General features: G+C 60.4%; 19 protein-coding genes. 9 read left to right on the forward strand and 10 right to left on the reverse strand.

From position 1 onward, the window contains the following. Positions 1-20 precede the first annotated feature (20 nt). The 4 genes from K5K95_RS06190 (at position 21) to K5K95_RS06205 (ending at position 3,713) form a co-directional block, all read left to right on the forward strand. A complete protein-coding gene (locus tag K5K95_RS06190) occupies positions 21-1,151 on the forward strand; it encodes a PepSY-associated TM helix domain-containing protein (RefSeq protein ID WP_222588745.1) in 1,131 nt (376 codons plus the stop codon). Then, entirely contained in the window at positions 1,148-1,327 is a 180-nt protein-coding gene (locus tag K5K95_RS06195) for a hypothetical protein (RefSeq protein ID WP_010467072.1), read from the forward strand. Before K5K95_RS06190 ends, K5K95_RS06195 begins: the two co-directional genes overlap by 4 nt. Before the next feature lie 276 nt (positions 1,328-1,603). Beyond that, positions 1,604-2,899, forward strand: coding sequence for an MFS transporter (locus K5K95_RS06200; RefSeq protein WP_222588746.1), 1,296 nt, complete (start codon positions 1,604-1,606; stop codon positions 2,897-2,899). Positions 2,900-3,083: 184 nt separating this feature from the next. Then, positions 3,084-3,713 carry a glutathione S-transferase gene (locus tag K5K95_RS06205; RefSeq protein WP_222588747.1) on the forward strand — a complete coding sequence of 210 codons (630 nt, stop codon included), beginning with the start codon at positions 3,084-3,086 and terminating at the stop codon, positions 3,711-3,713. 21 nt (positions 3,714-3,734) lie between these two features. On the opposite strand, the gene K5K95_RS06210 is transcribed toward K5K95_RS06205, so the two are convergent. Then, positions 3,735-4,241, reverse strand: a complete 507-nt coding sequence (locus K5K95_RS06210) for an ATP-dependent zinc protease (protein ID WP_222588748.1) — start codon at positions 4,239-4,241, stop codon at positions 3,735-3,737. A gap of 191 nt (positions 4,242-4,432) precedes the next feature. Between K5K95_RS06210 and K5K95_RS06215 the strand changes: the two genes are divergently transcribed. Continuing rightward, the gene (locus K5K95_RS06215; RefSeq protein ID WP_222588749.1) at positions 4,433-5,320 is read left to right on the forward strand and encodes an acyltransferase; all 888 of its coding nucleotides are present in this window, start codon (positions 4,433-4,435) and stop codon (positions 5,318-5,320) included. Between the two features lies 1 nt (position 5,321). Here the strand turns inward: K5K95_RS06215 and K5K95_RS06220 are convergent, their stop codons facing one another. Further along, a complete protein-coding gene (locus K5K95_RS06220) occupies positions 5,322-5,876 on the reverse strand; it encodes a DUF2780 domain-containing protein (RefSeq protein ID WP_222588750.1) in 555 nt (184 codons plus the stop codon). Between the two features lie 217 nt (positions 5,877-6,093). On the opposite strand from K5K95_RS06220, the gene K5K95_RS06225 reads away from it, so the two are divergent. From K5K95_RS06225 to K5K95_RS06235, 3 genes are read left to right on the forward strand one after another with little or no spacing between them, the layout of a single operon-like run. Next, positions 6,094-6,687, forward strand: a complete 594-nt coding sequence (locus tag K5K95_RS06225; RefSeq protein ID WP_222588751.1) for a fasciclin domain-containing protein — start codon at positions 6,094-6,096, stop codon at positions 6,685-6,687. Positions 6,688-6,740: 53 nt separating this feature from the next. Next, the gene (locus K5K95_RS06230) at positions 6,741-7,376 is read left to right on the forward strand and encodes a sigma-70 family RNA polymerase sigma factor (protein ID WP_222588752.1); all 636 of its coding nucleotides are present in this window, start codon (positions 6,741-6,743) and stop codon (positions 7,374-7,376) included. Beyond that, positions 7,373-8,044, forward strand: a complete 672-nt coding sequence (locus tag K5K95_RS06235; RefSeq protein ID WP_222588753.1) for an anti-sigma factor domain-containing protein — start codon at positions 7,373-7,375, stop codon at positions 8,042-8,044. Before K5K95_RS06230 ends, K5K95_RS06235 begins: the two co-directional genes overlap by 4 nt. A gap of 164 nt (positions 8,045-8,208) precedes the next feature. Here K5K95_RS06235 and fdhA read toward each other — a convergent pair whose 3' ends face one another. From fdhA to K5K95_RS06275, 8 genes are all read right to left on the reverse strand, one after another. After that, entirely contained in the window at positions 8,209-9,408 is a 1,200-nt protein-coding gene (fdhA, locus tag K5K95_RS06240) for a formaldehyde dehydrogenase, glutathione-independent (protein WP_222588754.1), read from the reverse strand. Between the two features lie 207 nt (positions 9,409-9,615). Next, on the reverse strand, positions 9,616-10,473 hold the full coding sequence (gene purU, locus K5K95_RS06245; protein WP_222588755.1) for a formyltetrahydrofolate deformylase: 858 nt from the start codon (positions 10,471-10,473) through the stop codon (positions 9,616-9,618). Positions 10,474-10,643: 170 nt separating this feature from the next. Next, complete coding sequence (locus K5K95_RS06250) at positions 10,644-11,276, reverse strand: sarcosine oxidase subunit gamma (protein ID WP_222588756.1); 633 nt, start codon at positions 11,274-11,276, stop codon at positions 10,644-10,646. A gap of 129 nt (positions 11,277-11,405) precedes the next feature. Then, the gene (locus K5K95_RS06255) at positions 11,406-14,423 is read right to left on the reverse strand and encodes a sarcosine oxidase subunit alpha (protein ID WP_222588757.1); all 3,018 of its coding nucleotides are present in this window, start codon (positions 14,421-14,423) and stop codon (positions 11,406-11,408) included. Further along, positions 14,420-14,749 carry a sarcosine oxidase subunit delta gene (locus K5K95_RS06260; RefSeq protein ID WP_222588758.1) on the reverse strand — a complete coding sequence of 110 codons (330 nt, stop codon included), beginning with the start codon at positions 14,747-14,749 and terminating at the stop codon, positions 14,420-14,422. The genes K5K95_RS06255 and K5K95_RS06260 overlap by 4 nt, the downstream gene beginning before the upstream one ends. Positions 14,750-14,763: 14 nt before the next feature. Further along, positions 14,764-16,014 carry a sarcosine oxidase subunit beta gene (locus tag K5K95_RS06265; protein ID WP_007947735.1) on the reverse strand — a complete coding sequence of 417 codons (1,251 nt, stop codon included), beginning with the start codon at positions 16,012-16,014 and terminating at the stop codon, positions 14,764-14,766. Positions 16,015-16,037: 23 nt separating this feature from the next. Beyond that, on the reverse strand, positions 16,038-17,291 hold the full coding sequence (gene glyA, locus K5K95_RS06270) for a serine hydroxymethyltransferase (RefSeq protein WP_222588759.1): 1,254 nt from the start codon (positions 17,289-17,291) through the stop codon (positions 16,038-16,040). A 285-nt stretch (positions 17,292-17,576) separates the two neighbouring features. Then, a complete protein-coding gene (locus tag K5K95_RS06275) occupies positions 17,577-18,293 on the reverse strand; it encodes a TraX family protein (RefSeq protein ID WP_222588760.1) in 717 nt (238 codons plus the stop codon). 133 nt (positions 18,294-18,426) lie between these two features. Between K5K95_RS06275 and K5K95_RS06280 the strand changes: the two genes are divergently transcribed. After that, entirely contained in the window at positions 18,427-19,467 is a 1,041-nt protein-coding gene (locus K5K95_RS06280) for a low specificity L-threonine aldolase (RefSeq protein WP_010467030.1), read from the forward strand. Positions 19,468-19,601 lie beyond the last annotated feature (134 nt).

Here is a 19,601-nt window from a genome sequence, read left to right on the forward strand (position 1 = left end):
GTATTTCTGAAGGCTATGAGATGAAAAGCAAAACGATTCGACGCTGGTCCTGCGTCCACACCTGGACCAGCCTGATCTGCACGGTATTTCTGCTGATGCTGGCGCTGACCGGCCTGCCGCTGATTTTTCACCATGAGATCGACCACCTGCTGGGCGATGCCGCGGAGTTGAAGCAGATGCCGGCAGACACGCCGCAGCTGAATTTGCAGCAGTTGGTGCTGGCGGCTGAAAAACATCGCCCTGGCGACGTCCTGCAATATTTCGGCTTTGACGAAGACGAGCCCAACGCTGCAATCACCATCATGGCAGCCACTGCCGGCACCGAGCCGAACTCGTCGCACACCTTCATGCTCGACGCCCGTACCGGTGAAGCGCTGGAGATGCCGTCGGCCAACGGCGGTTTCATGATGGTGATGTTGCGCCTGCACGTGGACATGTTTGCCGGGCTGCCGGGCAAGTTACTGCTGGCGTTCATGGGATTGATGTTTGTCGCGGCCATTGTTTCCGGAACGGTGCTGTACCTGCCGTTCATGCGCCGCTTGAAATTCGCCACCGTGCGCCAGGACAAATCGACTCGCCTGCGCTGGCTCGACCTGCACAACCTGATCGGCGTGGTCACCCTGACGTGGGCGTTGGTCGTGGGTGTGACCGGGGTGATCAGTGCCTGCGCCGACCTGCTGATCGCCGCCTGGCGCAACGACAGCCTGAGTGCGATGGTCGCGCCGTATCGGGACGCACCGCCGCTGACGCAATTGGCCCCCGCGACCCGTTTGCTCGACATCGCCAAGGAAGTCGCACCGGGCATGACGCCTGATTTCATCGCCTTCCCCGGCACCCGATTTTCCAGCGAGCACCATTACGCGGTGTTCATGAAAGGCAGCACCCACCTGACATCGCACCTGCTGACACCAGTGCTGATCGACGCCAGTACCCTGCAAGTCACAGCGGTAGCCGAACGACCGTGGTACATGGACGCCATGGGCATGTCGCAACCGCTGCACTTCGGTGATTACGGCGGCATGCCGATGAAAATCCTCTGGGCGACCCTGGATGTACTGACAATTATTGTCCTGGGCAGCGGGGTTTATCTGTGGGTGGTGCGGCGCAAGGCGGCGAAGCCGGTGGTGAAATACGCGCAGGCTCAATCATGAGGCCAAGGCAGTCGAACTTCTGGAAGGTGTTTGCCACGCCTACCGTCATTGCCCTGCTCAGCGCCGCGGGGTTATTCGCCGCGCTGCTGGGGGATGGCGTGTGGGACGCCTTGAGCTGGCTTGGCCTGGGTGTCCCCGCGGTCCTCGCCCTGCGCGGTTTGCTGCAACGCCGCTGATCCTTGTGGGAGCGAGCTTGCTCGCGATGAGGCCATCACATTCAGCATCGATGTTGAATGGAAGTCCGCCATCGCGAGCAAGCTCGCTCCCACAGTCGGTATAAACCCTTCGGTCATACGACGACATCATTCCCCCGCCTGTCGCCTGAACCCGCAAATTCTTTGACATATTTATTGACAGTTTCGCCCTTGCACTTCTATAAAGGCGCATGTTGTACGACAACCTACAACAAACCTTGTTTAACACCAAAATCCAAAAATAATCATGGTGAAGCAATGAAAGTCAAAGGCATCCGCTGGTGGATGGTCGGCCTGGTGACAGCCGGCCTGATGGTCAACTACCTGGCTCGCAATACCCTCTCAGTGGCCGCTCCGACCCTGATGAGCGAAATGAACATCTCCACCGAGCAGTACTCGCACATCGTGGTTGCATGGCAGGTTTGCTATGCGCTGATGCAACCGGTGGCGGGCTACATCATCGATGCCATCGGCACCAAAATGGGCTTTGCGATCTTCGCCTTCGCCTGGTCGATTGCCTGTGCTGCAGCGGCAATGGCGTCAGGCTGGCAAGGGCTGGCGTTCGTTCGGGGCCTGTTGGGCCTGACGGAAGCGGCCGGTTTGCCGGCAGCGGTCAAAGCCTCGACCGAATGGTTTCCGGCGAAGGAGCGTTCGGTCGCGATTGGCTGGTTCAACATCGGCTCCTCGATCGGCGCACTGCTGGCGCCGCCGCTGGTGGTCTGGGCGATTCTGCACAGTGGCTGGGAACTGGCATTCCTGATCGTCGGGGGGCTGGGCATTGTCTGGAGCTTCCTCTGGCTGATCCTCTACAAACATCCACGCGATCAAAAACGCCTGAGCGATGAAGAACGCGATTACATCCTCAGCGGCCAGGAAGATCACTTCAAAGACCCCACCACGAAAAAGGGCAGCTGGAAGAAGATCATCGGCAGCCGCAACTTCTACGCCATCGCCAGTGCGCGGATGCTCTCCGAGCCCGCCTGGCAGACGTTCAACGCCTGGATCCCGCTGTACCTGATGACCGAACGGCACATGAACATCAAAGAGATCGCGATGTTCGCCTGGCTGCCGTTTCTGGCCGCCGACCTTGGCTGCGTCCTGGGCGGTTACCTGAGCCCGTTGTTCCACAAGCACTGCAAAGTATCGTTGTTCACCTCGCGCAAAATGGTCCTGCTGTTCGGTGCCTCGTGCATGATCGGCCCGGCCTGCATCGGCCTGGTGGCCAGCCCCTACACCGCGATCGCGCTGCTGTGCGTCGGCGGCTTCGCTCACCAGACATTGTCCGGTGCGCTGTATGCGATCACCTCCGACTCGTTCGGCAAGAATGAAGTGGCCACGGCCACCGGCATGGGCGGGATGTTCGGCTACCTGGGCGCTGCGGCCTTCACCATGGTGTTCGGCGTGATGGTGACCAAGATCGGTTACAGCCCGCTGTTCGTGGTGCTGGCGATTTTCGACATCGTGGCCGCGTTCATCGTCTGGACCGTCGCCCGCGAACTGAAGCCACAGCAGACTGCTTCGGGTCCACAAGCCACCTTGCAACCGGCAACCTGAACATAACCCTGTGTGGGAGCAAGCCTGCTGGCGATAGCGGTGTATCAGTCGACATTTCTGTTGCCTGTCATACCGCCATCGCGAGCAGGCTCACTCCCACAGGGATTTTGTGTTCGCTGCTCATCTTGAGCTATCGCTTCAACGCGCTATGCTGCCCGGCACTGCCCCACACCGAGATGCTGCCATGTCCGCCCCCAGCATGACCCTGTTCCACAATTCTTTATCGCCCTTCGTTCGCAAAGTCATGGTGCTGCTGCACGAAACCGGTCAGACCGACCGCGTGGCGTTGCAAGACTGCGTGTTGACACCGGTGAACCCGGACCCGGCCCTGAATGAAGACAACCCGCTGGGCAAGATTCCGGCCCTGCGTCTGGCCGACGGCAACGTCATCCATGACAGCCGGGTCATTCTCGATTACCTCGATCATCAACACGTCGGCAATCCGCTGATTCCTCGCGACGGATCGGCCCGCTGGCGGCGTCTGACCTTGGCCTCCTTGGCCGACGGGATCATGGATGCTTCGGTGATGGTTCGTTACGAAGTCGCCCTGCGCCCGCCGGAGAAACACTGGGATGCGTGGCTCGATGGCCAGCGCGACAAGATCAGGCGTGCCTTGGCATTGTTGGAGAAAGATGCGATTGCCGAACTGACCAGCCATTTCGATGTGGCGGCGATCAGCGTGGCGTGTGCGTTGGGTTACCTCGACTTGCGCCACCCGGACCTGAGGTGGCGCGAGACGAATCCGCAGTTGGCGGCCTGGTATTTTGAGGTGAGTCAGCGGCCTTCGATGTTGGCGACGATGCCGAAGGTCTAGAGCTTTGCTGGCTGTCCTGCCTCAGCAGTCGGGTTTGTCGGCCGTGAAACGTCGTGCCGGATTCACCGCTGCGCCGAATTCACGCAACGCCTTGGCACCGATCAACAGCGGATAATTGAAGCTGCTGCGGTCGGTGAGGTTGACCTCGACGGTGCGCTTGACGTTGCCCAGGCAAAGTTCGAGATCGACCACTGGACGCTTGGTCGGTGCGCTCACGTTCGCGTCATCGTCTTCTTCTTCGGAGCGGGTCTTGATCTTGCTGATCCGCGCGACCTTGTGTTCGTAGACCTTGTTGCTCGCGTCTTTGGTGGCGAGGCGAAAACGCACCCACTCTTCGCCGTCGCGAGTGAAGGTTTCGATGTCCTTGGCCGACAGCGAGGCGGTCAGGGCGCCGGTGTCCATCTTGGCCTTGAGGACCTGGCCACCGATTTCCGGCAGCGCAATGTATTCGTAGCGCCCGTACAGGGTCGGCTCAGCGGCCAGGACTGGCAGGGCCACGAGGGAAAGCATTGCTAGGAGGGATTTCACGTATTGGGCATCCATAAGGAGTGGGCAGCGGGATTTTAGACCTTGATTGGATAGATCGTTCCCACGCGCTGCGGGGAATGATTTGTGTAGCGAGACTAAAGGTTCAAAGGTGAAACATTCGTCACCGCCGATTTGGCCTGACGCCCGAAGCTGCATATCATGGCGCGCCCAAATGCTTACAAGAGTCTCTTATGCGCCGCCTGCTCACCGGCTGTTTCGTTACCTTGCTGCTGTTGCTCAACACCCTGGTCCTGTTCGGACCGCTGATGGTGTTCGCACTGCTCAAACTGGTCCTGCCCGGGCGCTTTCGCGACTATGCCTCATGGGCAGTGATGTGGATCGCCGAGACCTGGGCCGAAATCGACAAGCTGATCTTCCGCCTGTGCATCCCCACCCAATGGGACATCAGGGGCGGCGATGAGCTGCGCCGCGACACGTCGTATCTGGTGATCAGTAACCATCAATCCTGGGTCGATATCCCGGCGCTGATCCAGACCCTCAACCGGCGCACGCCGTTCTTCAAGTTCTTCCTCAAGAAAGAGTTGATCTGGGTACCGTTCCTGGGGCTGGCGTGGTGGGCGCTGGATTATCCGTTCATGAAGCGCTACAGCAAGGCGTTTCTGGCGAAAAACCCGGAGCTGGCCGGCAAGGACCTGGAGATCACCAAACAAGCCTGCGAGCTGTACAAGCGCCAGCCAGTGACGGTGGTCAATTACCTGGAAGGCACCCGCTACACCGCGGCAAAAAGCACCCAGCAGCAATCACCGTTCACCCATTTGCTCAAGCCCAAGGCGGGCGGCGTGGCGTTTGTGCTGGCAGCGATGGGCGAACAGCTGGACGCCATTCTTGATGTGACGGTGGTGTATCCGCAGCAGAAGATTCCGGGGTTCTGGGACTTGATCAGTGGCAACGTGCCGCGGGTCATCATCGATATCAAGACCCGCGAACTCGACCCGGCATTGTGGCAGGGCGATTACGAGAACGACCCGGTGTTTCGCCAGACGATCCAGAATTGGGTCAACCACCTCTGGATCGAAAAGGACCGGCGCATCGACGCCTTGCGCGCCGAAAACCGTTAGATCAGATACCCGAGCCGGCGCCCCAGATCCCGCCCAGACTGTTCAGCAGCGAACCGCCAACGCCCTGCTGACCGAAGTATTGCAACAGCACCGGGGCAAACTGGCCGATCATGCCGGCGTCCATTCCCAATGCGCTGAACGCGCTGCTCAAATCGGTGGTGTTCTTCACGGCGCCCAAGGCGTTGCCCAGACCGGCCGCGTTGCCGGAAGACCCGAGCAAGCCTGCCAGCGCACCCAGCTCACCGCCGCCGGACAATATGTCGATCCCCGGAACGCTTTTGGCCAGCTGCGAGTAATCGGTGGAGCTCAGTTGATTTTTGGCCAGCCCCAGCATTGCCCCGGCGCCCCCAATGGCTTGTTCTGGCGTGACATTCAATTCGCTGAGTGCACTCAGCAGGTCAGCCGTTTGTGGAGTCTGCGCGGCTGAGGCTGCGGTGTTATCACCCTTCATACCGGAAATGGCACTGGCCGCATCACTTAGGTTGAACTGAGCAAAGACCGGGCTGGCGGCCAGAGTCATCAGCGAAACCAATGCAAAACCGCGTGAAATCTTCATCCAGACATCCTCTTGTGCCATGAAAACCGCCCGGCAAGCGGGCGGCGAAAAACTGCCTGTTTGACTGGCATCCCGGGGGATTGTTCCCAGTCCTTGCGAGCGTCTGACGAACCGTTAAAAAAGAATGTTTCGTCGCTGCATCCAGTATGACCCTGCCCACGTATATCAAGCACGGACAGACACTCCTGGCCGATTCTCCCCACAAAGGATCATCACCATGAAACGCACTTCGATCAAAACACCCCTGATTGCCAGCCTGCTGACCTTCGCCCTTGGCGGGGCACTCGCACTGAACACCGTGCAAGCCGCAGACATGAGCCACGATTCAGTCATCGTCGGTGGCCAGAGCATGATGCCGGGCAAGGACATCATCGATAATGCCGTCAACTCCGCCGACCACACCACGCTGGTGGCCGCCGTCAAAGCCGCAGGCCTGGTCGATACCCTCAAGGGCAAAGGCCCGTTCACCGTATTCGCGCCGGTCAACTCGGCGTTCGCAGCGCTGCCTGCCGGCACCGTCGACACTCTGCTCAAGCCCGCCAACAAAGCGACCCTGACTCACGTTCTCACCTATCACGTCGTCGCCGGAAAACTGGACATGATGACCCTCGCCGAGAAGATCAAGGCCGGTGGCGGCAAAGCCGAGCTGACCACCGTCGCTGGCGGCAAACTGTGGGCGATGATGAACGGTCCGCACAACATCACCATCAAGGATGAAAAAGGTGACGTCGCCGACATCACCACCTATGACGTGTATCAATCCAACGGCGTGATTCAGGTCATCGACAAAGTTCTGATGCCAAAAAGCTGAGCCGTGCCGCCGATCCTGAACATCAGGGTCGGCGGTTTCCCGAGGTGTCTGCCGTGAATGGAACAACTGCGCGCCGTCAACTAACCTCTGCCTGCAACAAGAACCACGCGCAGTCCGCGCCGATTGTCCGGAGAACCACTATTTCCACCGCCGACACCGATCAACTCAGGCAACTCCTGGCCCAGTGTTCACTGGGTGACCGCCGTGCGTTCGAGACGCTTTACCGTAGCGTCGGCCCACGCTTGCACGGTGTTGCCCTGCGTTTCATGGGGCGTGCGGATCTGGCCGAAGAAGTGCTGCAGGAAAGCTTCGTGCGCATCTGGAACAATGCCTCGCGCTATGAGGCGCACCTGTCCGCGCCGTTGACCTGGATGATCAACATCACCCGCAACCAGGCCATCGACCAGTTACGCAAACACCGTGACCGGCCATTGAGCGAACTCGAAGAACAAGCGCTGGTGGATGAAAGCCCGTCGGCCCACGAACAGTTAGCCAGCGCACGCGAAGCCGGGGCTTTGAAGCGCTGCCTGGAAAGCCTCGAAGGCATGCAGCGCCAATCGATCACTGTCGCTTACTTCCAGGGATTGTCCTGCTCTGAGCTCGCCGAACATCTGGCCGCGCCGCTGGGCTCGGTGAAATCCTGGATCCGCCGCGGTATGGAGCGACTGCGCAGGTGCCTTGAATCATGAACTATCAAACCCCGACCCTGCGCCGCGCCCTCGCCGCCGATTACGCCATCGGCTTGATGCCTGCCGCCGCTCGTCGGCGTTTCGAGCAGTTATTGCTGGAGGATGCGGCATTGCGCGTGGAACTGGCGCAATGGCAGGAAAGCCTCGCCAGTCTGACCGACGCGTTACCCGAGCAGCCGGTGCCAGATCGCGTTTGGAAAGGCATCACCGCGAGAATCGAACCGCAGGTGCTTCATGTGCCGCAAAAGCGTCCGTTCTGGAACTGGTTGCGGGTGACGGCGACAGTGTGTTCGCTGGTGATTGCCGTGACGCTGGGCGTGATCTACAACCGTGACAGCGCGCGTTACAGCGCCACGTTGCTGACAGCCGACGCACAGCCTGCGCTGAAGGTCGAAGCCCACAAGAACTACCTGAACGTCGAACCGCTCACCCTCGCCGCCGTCGAACCGGGGCGCAGTCTGGAGCTGTGGGCAATTGCGGATGGAAAACCCGTTTCCCTCGGCGTGATTCCGGCTGACGGCAAAGGTCGCGTAGAGCTCAGCGATGCGCAGAAAGCGTTGATCGCCAAGCCGATTACGTTGGCGGTGAGTCTTGAGCCCAAAGGGGGTTCGCCGACGGGGCAACCGACAGGACCCGTTCTATATCAAGGAGCGTTGGTGGTCCTCTAATGATCGTTCCCACGCTCTGCGTGGGAATGCAGCCCGGGACGCTCTGCGTCCCAAATCGTGACGCAGAGCGTCACAGGAGGCGTTACCGCGCAGAGCGTGGGAACGATCATTATCGAACAAAAAAACGGCGACCCGAGGGTCGCCGTTTTGTATAGCGTGAAGTCTTACGCCGCGCTGAACAGTTTGTGTGGATCGATCACAAACTTCTTCGGCACGCCCGCATCGAACTCACCGTAACCACGTGGCGCGTCATCCAGGCTGATGACTTCCACGCCAACGATGTCGGCGATGTGAATGCGGTCCCACATGATCGCCTGCATCAGCTGACGGTTGTACTTCATCACAGGCGTCTGGCCGGTGTGGAAGCTGTGGGATTTTGCCCAGCCCAGACCGAAGCGAATGCTCAGGCTGCCCATTTTCGCGGCGGCATCCACTGCGCCTGGATCTTCGGTTACGTACAGGCCCGGGATACCGATTTTGCCAGCCACACGCACCACGCCCATCAACGAGTTGAGCACGGTGGCCGGAGCCTCGTGTTTCACGCCGTCATGGCCGTGACCGCGCGCTTCGAAGCCTACGGCGTCGACGGCGCAATCCACTTCTGGCTCGCCCAACAGTGCAGCGATTTGCTCGTGCAGCGGGGTGTCCAGCGACAGGTCAGCGATTTCGAAACCCTGCGCCTTGGCGTGTGCCAGGCGAACGGTATTGACGTCACCGATGATCACTACCGCCGCGCCCAGCAGGCGAGCGGAAGCGGCTGCGGCGAGACCGACTGGACCGGCACCGGCGATGTATACGGTGCTGCCTGGGCCAACGCCGGCGGTCACTGCGCCGTGGTAACCGGTCGGCAGGATGTCGGAGAGGCAGGTCAGGTCGCGGATTTTTTCCATCGCGCGATCACGATCAGGCAGTTTCAGCAGGTTGAAGTCGGCGTACGGCACCATCGCGTACTCCGCCTGGCCACCGGTCCAGTCGCCCATGTCGACATAACCGTAGGCACCGCCCGGACGCGCCGGGTTAACGCTGAGGCATACACCGGTATGCATTTCCTTGCAGGAACGGCAGCGCCCGCAAGCCACGTTGAACGGTACGGAAACCAGGTCGCCGATCTGCAGGTTCTCGACGTCGCTGCCCTTCTCGATCACTTCACCGGTGATCTCGTGACCCAGCACCAGACCGGTCTGAGCGGTGGTACGACCGCGCACCATGTGCTGGTCGGAACCACAGATGTTGGTGGAAACCACACGCAGGACGACAGCATGGTTGATCTTCCTGCCGCGCGGGTCCTGCATTTTTGGATAGTCGATTTTCTGTACTTCGACTTTGCCACTGCCGAGATACACCACACCACGATTGCCAGACATGCTTTCACCTCGCTGTTGTTTTTATGTAGCGGTCGCGTCGCCATGAAACGGCGGCGCGTTGATTGCTCTGGTTTGTTGCCTGTGTCTTGCGTTGTCCTTTAGGGCCTCATCGCGAGCAGGCTCGCTCCCACAGTGGATCTTTGTTGTGCCCGGGATCTGTGCACTGTCACAACCCCCTGTGGGAGCGAGCCTGCTCGCGATGGCAATCTAAAGAACGACGGTACGATTGGCGTTGAGGAACACCCTCCGCTCAATGTGATACCCAACGGCCCGCGCCAAGGTCAGCCCTTCGATATCCCGCCCCTTGGCGATCAGATCTTCCGGGTAATGACTGTGGTCCACGGCCTCTACGCCCTGGGCGATGATCGGGCCTTCGTCCAGGTCGTTATTGATGTAATGCGCCGTGGCGCCAACCAGTTTCACGCCCTTGTTGTAGGCCTGGTGATAAGGCTTGGCGCCTTTGAAACCGGGCAGCAGGGAGTGGTGGATGTTGATCGCCTTGCCGTCGAGTTTGCGGCACAGCTCGGGCGACAGCACTTGCATGTAGCGGGCAAGGATCACCAGTTCCGCGCCGGACTCTTCGATGACCTGCCACACCTGGCGCTCTTGCGACGGCTTGTCGTTCGGGTCCAGGGGGAAGTGGTAATACGGAATCTGGTGCCAGTCGGCCAGCGGCTTGAGGTCGGGGTGGTTGGAGACCACGGCGGCCACGTCCATCGACAACTGGCCGATGCGCTGACGGTAGAGCAAGTCGTTGAGGCAGTGGTCGGCCTTGGAGACCATGATCACCACTTTTGGCCGGTAATTCGGCGGAGTCAGTTCGAAGACCATGCCGAAGGCTTTGCCACGTTCTTCCAACCCGAGACGAAATGCCTGTTCATCAAAGCCGTCGGGCTGGCGGAATTCCACGCGAATGAAGAAACGGCCCGAGAGCCGGTCATCAAAAGAGTGGTGCTCGGTGACGTAGCAGCCCTGCTCGAACAGAAAGCGCGTCACCGCGTCCACGGTGCCGAGAACGCTTGGGCAGTCGGCGGTCAGAATCCATGTGTCTGGGGCGCGGCTCATAGTGCGGTGACTCCTGAGGCATCGATAAACGAAAGCTGCATCTTGTGGGAGCAAGCCTGCTCGCGATGGAGGTTAACGATAACGCGTACTTCCTGAATCGACGCGTTGCCCTCAAGTCCATCGCGAGCAGGCTCGCTCCCACAGTTGATCGCCTCCATGACTGACTCTGATCAGGCCTGAACGCTAAGCCCGTATTCGGCGGCAGCGTCCTGCAACCACAACCACCAGTAGTCCGAGAAGCTGCGACGAATCAGCAGTTCCCAGGTGTCTTCGGCGGTATGGCGGATCACCAGTTGCGACTTGGCAAACACGGTGCCCACAGCCTTGCCGACCGGGAAACTGTTGGGGTGCACGTCGTAGCTGGTGGACTTCATCAGCACCTGGCGCACGTTCGGTCCGCTCAGTTCGAGGATCTGCTGACCACCGCTGACGTTGGTGATTGCGATGTGCAGGTCGCCCAGCGCTTCACGCAGCTTTTTCTCGGCGGCGAACTCTTCACCGGTCGGCACGATCAGCAGCCATTCATCCGGCCCCATCCATTGCAGGCTGGTTTCGCCTTTGACGACGACGGTCAGCGCAGCGGGCAGTTCGATGCCGAGGGCTTTGTGCACGCCTGCTGCAAAAGCCGCATCGTGGCCATCGCCACGAATGGTCAGGTGGCCGAGGAGTTTTTTCTCACGCACGATCACGCCGGCGTTCTTGCGGCCCTTGCCCACCAGGCTTTGCAGGCCTGCGTGATGCAGCGACGACTCGGCCTTGGCCCCGTTGGTTGGGCGTTGTTGGTAAACATTGGCTGCGGTCATAAAGCACCTTTCTTTTGTTGATCGTTCCCACGCTCTGCGTGGGAATGCCGCCATGGACGCTCTGCGTCCGCTCTTGGGACGCGGAGCGTCCCGGGATGCATTCCCACGCAGAGCGTGGGAACGATCGACTTACACGTTCTGGCGATCACCTTTTGGATCGAAGAACACCGAAGAAACGATTTCCGCCTCGATCACGCTGCCGTCGGCCAGCGGTGCGAACACACGCTCACCGATGCGCTTCAAGCCGCCCTTGACCACGCCCATGGCAAACGAATAGCCCAGGGAGTTGTGCAGATAGCTGGAAGTCACGTGACCAACCATCGTCATCGGGATCGCCTGCTTGGCGTTGAACACCAGTTGCGCACCTTCCGGCAGCCATACGTTCGGATCGATCGGCTTCAGCCCCACCAACTGTTTGCGCTGATCACGTACGCAGTCTTCGCGGTTCATGCCACGCTGGCCGATCCACGAGAACGGTTTGGTGCGACCGACACACCAGCCCATGTTCAGGTCGTCCGGGGTCATCGAGCCGTCAGTGTCCTGACCGACGATGATGAAGCCCTTCTCGGCCCGCAGAATGTGCATCGTCTCTGTGCCGTACGGGGTCAGGTTGTACTTCTTGCCAGCCTCGACGATTTTCTCGAGCACGCCCATGGCGTAGTCGGCCTGCACGTTGACTTCGTACGACAGCTCACCGGTAAACGAAATCCGGAAAATCCGCGCCGGCACACCGCCGACCAGTGCTTCTTTCCAGGTCATGAACGGGAAGGCTTCGTTGCTCAGATCGGCGTCGGTCACTTCGCTGAGCAGCTTGCGGCTGTTCGGCCCGGACAGGGTCATGGTTGCCCAGTGATCCGTCACGGAAGTGAAGTACACCTTCAGGTCCGGCCATTCGGTCTGGTGGTAGATTTCCAGCCATTGCAGCACGCGTGCAGCGCCGCCGGTGGTGGTGGTCATCACGAAATGGTTGTCGGCAAGACATGCAGTCACGCCGTCGTCGAACACCATGCCGTCTTCTTTACACATCAGGCCGTAACGCGCCTTGCCCACATCGAGCTTGGTCCAGGCGTTGGTGTAGATGCGATTGAGGAACTCGCGGGTGTCCGGGCCCTGGATGTCGATCTTGCCCAGGGTCGAAGCGTCCAGCAGGCCGACGCTGTCGCGCACGGCTTTGCATTCGCGTTTCACCGCCGCATGAATGTCTTCGCCGTTTTTCGGGAAGTACCAAGGACGTTTCCATTGACCGACGTCTTCGAACTCGGCGCCGTTCTTCACGTGCCAGTGATGCAGCGCGGTGTGACGGACGGGTTCGAAAATGTGCCCACAGTGACGGCCGGCCACAGCACCGAAAGTCACCGGCGTGTAGTTCGGACGGAACATGGTGGTGCCCATCTGCGGGATGGTCACGTTCAACGAACGGGCGGCGATGGCCAGGCCGTTGACGTTGCCGAGTTTGCCCTGGTCAGTACCGAAGCCCAGTGCGGTATAGCGCTTAACGTGCTCGACCGACTCGAAGCCTTCCCGGGTCGCCAGTTCGATGGCGGCGGCGGTGACGTCGTTTTGCAGGTCGACGAATTGCTTCGGTGCACGTGCGGTGTTCTTTTCATGCGGCACCTGGAACAGCGCCAGGGTCGGCTCTTCCAGACGGCTCAGGGCTTTTGGCAAGGTGCCTTCGACCACACTGAAGCCGGCTTCGCTGGCTGCGCGAGCGCCGCCTTCAAAACCATCGGCCAGGGAATCGCCCAGACCATAGACGCCGTTGATGCCACCGACGCACACGCGTTTTTGCGGTGCTTCGCCCGGTACGAAACCGAGGATGTCTTCGCGCCAGATCGGCTTGCCACCCAAGTGCGAAGCCAGGTGAACCACCGGGCTGTAGCCGCCGGAGCTGGCCACCAGGTCGCATTCGAGCCATTCGCCGGGGCTGGTGACTTTGTGTCCTTTGACATCGATGGCGGCCACGCGAGCGGCGGTCACGTGCTTGCTGCCACGGGCCTCGATCACGGCGCTGCCGGTCAGGATGCGGATGCCTTTGGCGCGCGCTTCTTCAACCAGCGCACCGCGCGGGTTGCTGCGTGCATCGGCGATGGCCACGACTTGCAGGCTGGCGTCGAGCCAATCCAGGGCCACGCGATAGGCGTGATCGTTGTTGGTCGACAGCACCAGCTTCTTGCCTGGCGCCACGCCGTAACGACGCACATAAGTCGACACAGCGCCGGCGAGCATGTTGCCCGGCACGTCGTTGTTGCCGTAGACCAGTGGACGCTCGTGAGCGCCGGTCGCCAGCACCACGCGCTTGGCGCGAACACGGTGGATGCGCTGACGCACCTGGCCAATCGGAGCGCGGTCGCCGAGGTGATCGGTCAGGCGCTCGTGAATGGTCAGGAAGTTGTGATCGTGGTAACCGTTGACCGTGGCGCGCGGCAACAGCAGCACGTCCGGGGTGTTCTTCAGCTCGGCGATGACGCTGGCGACCCATTCGGTAGCCGGCTTGCCGTCGAGGCTTTCGCGGGAGTCGAGCAGGCTGCCGCCGAACTCTTCCTGCTCATCGGCCAGGATCACACGGGCACCGCTGCGCGCAGCCGCCAGTGCAGCCGCCAGACCCGCAGGGCCAGCGCCGACGATCAGCACGTCGCAGTGCTGGTTCATGTAGTCGTAGGTGTCCGGATCGTTTTCGGTCGGCGAACGGCCAAGACCTGCGGCCTTACGAATGTACTTCTCGTAAGTCATCCAGAACGATTGCGGGTACATGAAGGTTTTGTAGTAGAAGCCCGGTGGCATCAGCTTGCCGCCGACCTTGCCGAGAATCCCCATCATGTCGTTGTTCACGCTCGGCCAGCCGTTGGTGCTGGTGGCAACCAGGCCTTGATACAGCGCTTGTTGCGTGGCGCGTACGTTAGGGATCTGCGTGGCTTCGGTCGCGCCGATCTGCAACACGGCGTTCGGCTCTTCGGCGCCTGCAGCGAAAATGCCGCGCGGACGGGAGTACTTGAAGCTGCGACCGATAATGTCGACGCCGTTGGCCAGCAGTGCAGCGGCCAGCGAGTCGCCTTCAAAGCCTTTGTAGACCTGGCCGTTGAAGGTGAAGCTCAGCACTTTGTTGCGGTCGATCCGTCCGCCATTGGACAGGCGATTGATCTGGCTCATACCTTCTCTCCCAGAGCCGTGGCGGCCGCTTTCGGGCTATCGGTCTTGTCGGTGAACTGTGGCTTGGCGCCGATTTTGTAAGTTTCCAGAATCTCGTAGGTCACGGTGTCACGGGTGGCGTTGAAGTACTGACGGCAACCGGCAACGTGGTCCCACAGTTCGTGGTGCAGACCGCGAGGGTTGTCGCGGAAGAACATGTAGTTGCCCCACTCCTCGTCGGTGCAGCTGTTCGGATCCAGTGGACGCGGGATGTGCGCCTGGCCGGATGCGTGGAATTCCTCTTCGGAGCGCAGCTCGCCGCAGTGAGGACAGAAGATATGCAACATGGGGATTTCTCCTGTTAGTGGGCAACCGCAGCAGCGCCGTGTTCATCGATCAACGCACCGTTGTGGAAACGGTCGATGGAGAAAGGTGCAGCCAATGGGTGCATTTCACCCTTGGCCAGACTCGCGGCAAATACGTTGCCCGAGCCAGGTGTTGCCTTGAAGCCACCGGTGCCCCAACCGCAGTTGAAGAACATGTTCGGTACCGGGGTTTTCGAAATGATCGGGCACGCATCCGGCGTGGTGTCGACGATGCCGCCCCACTGACGGTTCATGCGTACGCGAGACAGTACGGGGAACATCTCGACGATGGCCTGGATGGTGTGTTCGATCACCGGGTACGAACCACGCTGGCCGTAGCCGTTGTAGCCGTCGATACCGGCGCCGATCACCAGGTCGCCCTTGTCGGACTGGCTGATGTAACCGTGTACGGCGTTGGACATGATCACGCTGTCGATAATCGGCTTGATCGGCTCGGACACCAGCGCTTGCAGCGGATGGGATTCGATCGGCAGGCGGAAACCGGCGAGTTTGGCCATGTGCCCGGAGTTACCGGCAGTCACCACTCCGACGCGCTTGGCGCCGATGAAGCCCTTGTTGGTTTCAACACCGATGCACACGCCGTTTTCCTTACGGAAACCGATCACTTCGGTCTGCTGGATCAGGTCCACGCCCAAGGCGTCGGCGGCACGGGCAAAGCCCCACGCCACGGCATCGTGACGGGCCACGCCGCCGCGACGCTGGACGGTTGCGCCCATCACCGGGTAGCGAGTGTTCTTGGAGCAGTCGAGGTACGGAATCTCGTCGGCCACTTGCTTGGCATCGAGCAGCTCGCCGTCAACGCCGTTGAGGCGGTTGGCGCTGACCCGACGCTCGGAATCACGAATGTCTTGCAGGGTGTGGCACAGGTTGTAAACGCCACGCTGGGAGAACATCACGTTGTAGTTCAGGTCCTGGGACAGGCCTTCCCACAGTTTCATCGCGTGTTCGTACAGGTGCGCCGACTCGTCCCACAGGTAGTTGGAGCGAACGATGGTGGTGTTGCGCGCGGTGTTACCGCCGCCCAGCCAGCCTTTCTCGACCACGGCCACGTTGGTGATGCCGTGTTCCTTGGCCAGGTAGTAGGCGGTCGCCAGACCATGCCCGCCACCGCCGACGATGACCACGTCATAGACCTTTTTAGGGGTCGGCGTGCGCCACATCTTCTGCCAGTTTTCGTGATGGCTGAGGGAGTGTTTGAAGAGGCCGAAGCCCGAGTAGCGTTGCATAGTCATTTACTCCAAAACCGCGCTCAGCGATAAACCGGGAAGTCTGCGCACAGGGCCGACACTTGCTGCGCGACATTCGCTTCCACGTCGGCGTCGCCGAGGTTGTCGAGGATGTCGCAGATCCAGCCGGCCAGTTGAACGCACTGGGTCACCTTGAAGCCGCGAGTGGTCACAGCCGGGGTGCCGATACGCAGGCCGGAGGTCACGAACGGTGACTGTGGATCGTTCGGGACAGCGTTCTTGTTCACAGTGATGTGGGCGCGACCGAGTGCTGCATCCGCCTCTTTGCCGGTGAGGCCCTGACGGATCAGGCTGACCAGGAACAGGTGGTTATCGGTGCCGCCGGACACTACATCGTAGCCGCGTTTCATAAACACGCCGGCCATGGCCTGGGCGTTGTCGATCACTTGTTGCTGGTAAGCCTTGAAGCTCGGCTCCAGCGCTTCCTTGAAGCACACCGCTTTACCAGCGATGACGTGCATCAGCGGGCCACCCTGGGCACCCGGGAATACGGCGGCGTTGAGCTTTTTCTCGATTTCTTCGTTGGCCTTGCACAGGATCAGGCCGCCACGTGGACCGCGCAGGGTCTTGTGGGTAGTGGTGGTGACCACATCGGCGTACGGCAGCGGGTTCGGGTACAGACCGGCAGCAACCAGACCGGCAACGTGAGCCATGTCGACGAACAGCAGCGCACCGACCTTATCGGCGATCTGACGGAAACGTGGGAAGTCGAGGGTCTTGGAGTAAGCAGAAAAGCCGGCAACGATCATCTTCGGCTTGCATTCAACCGCCAGACGCTCGACTTCGTCGTAATCGATCAAGCCGGTCTTGGTGTCGATGCCGTACTGAACGGCGTTGTACAGTTTGCCCGAGGACGACACTTTGGCGCCGTGGGTCAGGTGACCACCGTGGGCCAGGCTCATGCCGAGAATGGTATCGCCTGGCTGGATCAGGGCCAGATACACAGCGCTGTTGGCCGAAGAGCCGGAGTGCGGCTGCACGTTGGCGTAGTCGGCGCCGAACAGTTGCTTGGCGCGTTCGATGGCCAGGGCTTCTACTTTGTCGACGTGCTCGCAGCCACCGTAGTAGCGCTTGCCCGGATAACCTTCGGCATATTTGTTGGTCAGGCCGCTGCCTTGCGCTTCCATCACGCGTTTGCTGGTGTAGTTCTCTGACGCGATCAGCTCGATGTGATCTTCCTGGCGTTGCTCCTCGGCATTCATCGCCGCCAGCAGTGCATCGTCGTAACCCTGGATCTGGTCTTGCTTGCTGAACATCGCGTCTCTCCCAGCGGCATCTATGCGCCATTCGTCTCGGTAAGGCACCGGTGTTTCGACAGTGCCCTTTGAATGCGATGGTATGACCGGCGCAGACAGGCCAAATGCCTACGGACGCCACGCAAAGGTGCGTTTACGACATGGCAGGAAATGGCTGACCGGACTCAATCTTCGATTCAGCGAAGATCCCCTGTGGGAACGGGCTTGCCCGCGATGGCGGCGTCACATCCACCATTGATGTCGGCTGACCCACCGCTATCGCGGGCAAGCCCGCTCCCACAAGGGTTAGGCGGCGATATTGCGGACGAGTAACAGCAGTAGAAAATGCAGCGGATAGAGCACATACGCCCAACGACGCATCGGTGGCGGCTTGAGATGCTTGGCATGTCGCAACACGACCAATCCCAGCAATGGCGCAATCAGACAAGCGACAATCCCGAGAGCGGCGGCCGTGTTACCGAACAGGGCGGCCTGATACAACACCTCCCATTGATTAGCCGCCAGACACACCAGCCCGGGCAACAGGCTGAAATACCAGGGCTGCTTGATCACCCATAACATCGCCAACGGCAACAGCACGCCGAACAGACCAAACATCAGGTGCTCGGAAAACAGCGCCGCCAGCAGTAACGCACCTGCCGCAAACAGACGCGCTTGCAGGGTTCGGTCCTGCCAGCCACGTGCCACTAACAAACCAAGCGCCAAGGTAGGCATCACGTTCAACGTGTCGGGATCAGGTATGAACATCCGGTAGGGAATTTCGCTGATAGCACTAAACAGCAGCAACCAACCCAGATAACGCCACTGGCCTTCAGTTGCCTGGCTCCGGGCACGGGACAGATTGGCCGCCATCGCCAGGCAAAACCACGGAAATGCCAACCTGCCCGGCACATACAGGATATCGACGGAATAACCGACATATCGCAGGTGATCGAGCACCATGCACAACAGCGCCATCCACTTGAGAAGATCCAGTGCCCTATCCCTTTGCGTCATGTGCATAATTGCCCGTCGTCTTTGTATTGTTCTGTCAGACGCATCCCGTGTGCTCGCCGGATGATCTTCGGTAAAGTGCGCACCATCATTGACCACGACACGCTTCACCATAAGCGTCTCGATCACGGAAAGCAGGGCCATGACCGATAAGAGCCAACAATTCGCCAGCGACAACTATTCCGGTATCTGCCCTGAAGCCTGGGCTGCCATGGAACAGGCCAACCACGGCCACCAGCGCGCTTACGGCGACGATGAATGGACCGCTCGCGCGTCCGATGATTTCCGCAAATTGTTCGAAACCGACTGCGAAGTGTTCTTCGCCTTCAACGGCACCGCCGCCAACTCCCTGGCCCTGTCGTCGCTGTGCCAGAGTTACCACAGCGTGATCTGCTCGGAAACCGCCCACGTCGAAACCGACGAATGCGGCGCACCGGAATTCTTCTCCAACGGCTCCAAGCTGCTTATCGCCCGCACCGAAAACGGCAAGCTGACCCCGGAATCGATCCGCGAGGTCGCCCTCAAGCGCCAGGACATTCACTACCCCAAACCCCGCGTAGTGACCCTGACCCAGGCCACCGAAGTCGGCAGCGTCTATACCCCGGAAGAAATCCGCGCCATCAGCGCGACCTGCAAAGAACTGGGCCTGAACCTGCACATGGACGGCGCGCGCTTCTCCAACGCCTGCGCCTTCCTCGGTTGTTCGCCAGCGGACCTGACCTGGAAGGCCGGCGTCGACGTGTTGTGCTTCGGCGGCACGAAAAACGGCATGGCGGTGGGTGAGGCGATTCTGTTCTTCAACCACAAACTGGCCGAAGACTTTGACTACCGCTGCAAACAGGCCGGGCAACTGGCCTCGAAGATGCGCTTCCTCTCGGCGCCGTGGGTCGGGATTCTGGAAAACGACGCCTGGCTCAAATACGCCCGCCACGCCAACCATTGCGCGCAACTGCTGGCGGAACTGGTCAGCGACATTCCCGGCGTGGAACTGATGTTCCCGGTGCAGGCCAACGGCGTGTTCCTGCAACTCTCGGAACCGGCCATCGCCGCACTGACCGCCAAGGGCTGGCGCTTCTACACCTTCATCGGCAACGGCGGCGCACGCTTCATGTGCTCCTGGGACACCGAAGAAGAACGCGTGCGCGAATTGGCGGCCGACATCCGGGAAGTGATGTCCCACTAACTCCACACCTGATCGTTCCCACGCTCCGCGTGGGAATGCCTCTTGGGACGCTCCGCGTTCCAGCCTCACCGCTGATGCAATGCCGGATAACGTTGTGACGCAGAGCGTCACGGGCTGCATTCCCACGCAGAGCG

It is taken from the genome of Pseudomonas sp. DR48, from assembly GCF_019823085.1.
Taxonomy (GTDB): domain Bacteria; phylum Pseudomonadota; class Gammaproteobacteria; order Pseudomonadales; family Pseudomonadaceae; genus Aquipseudomonas.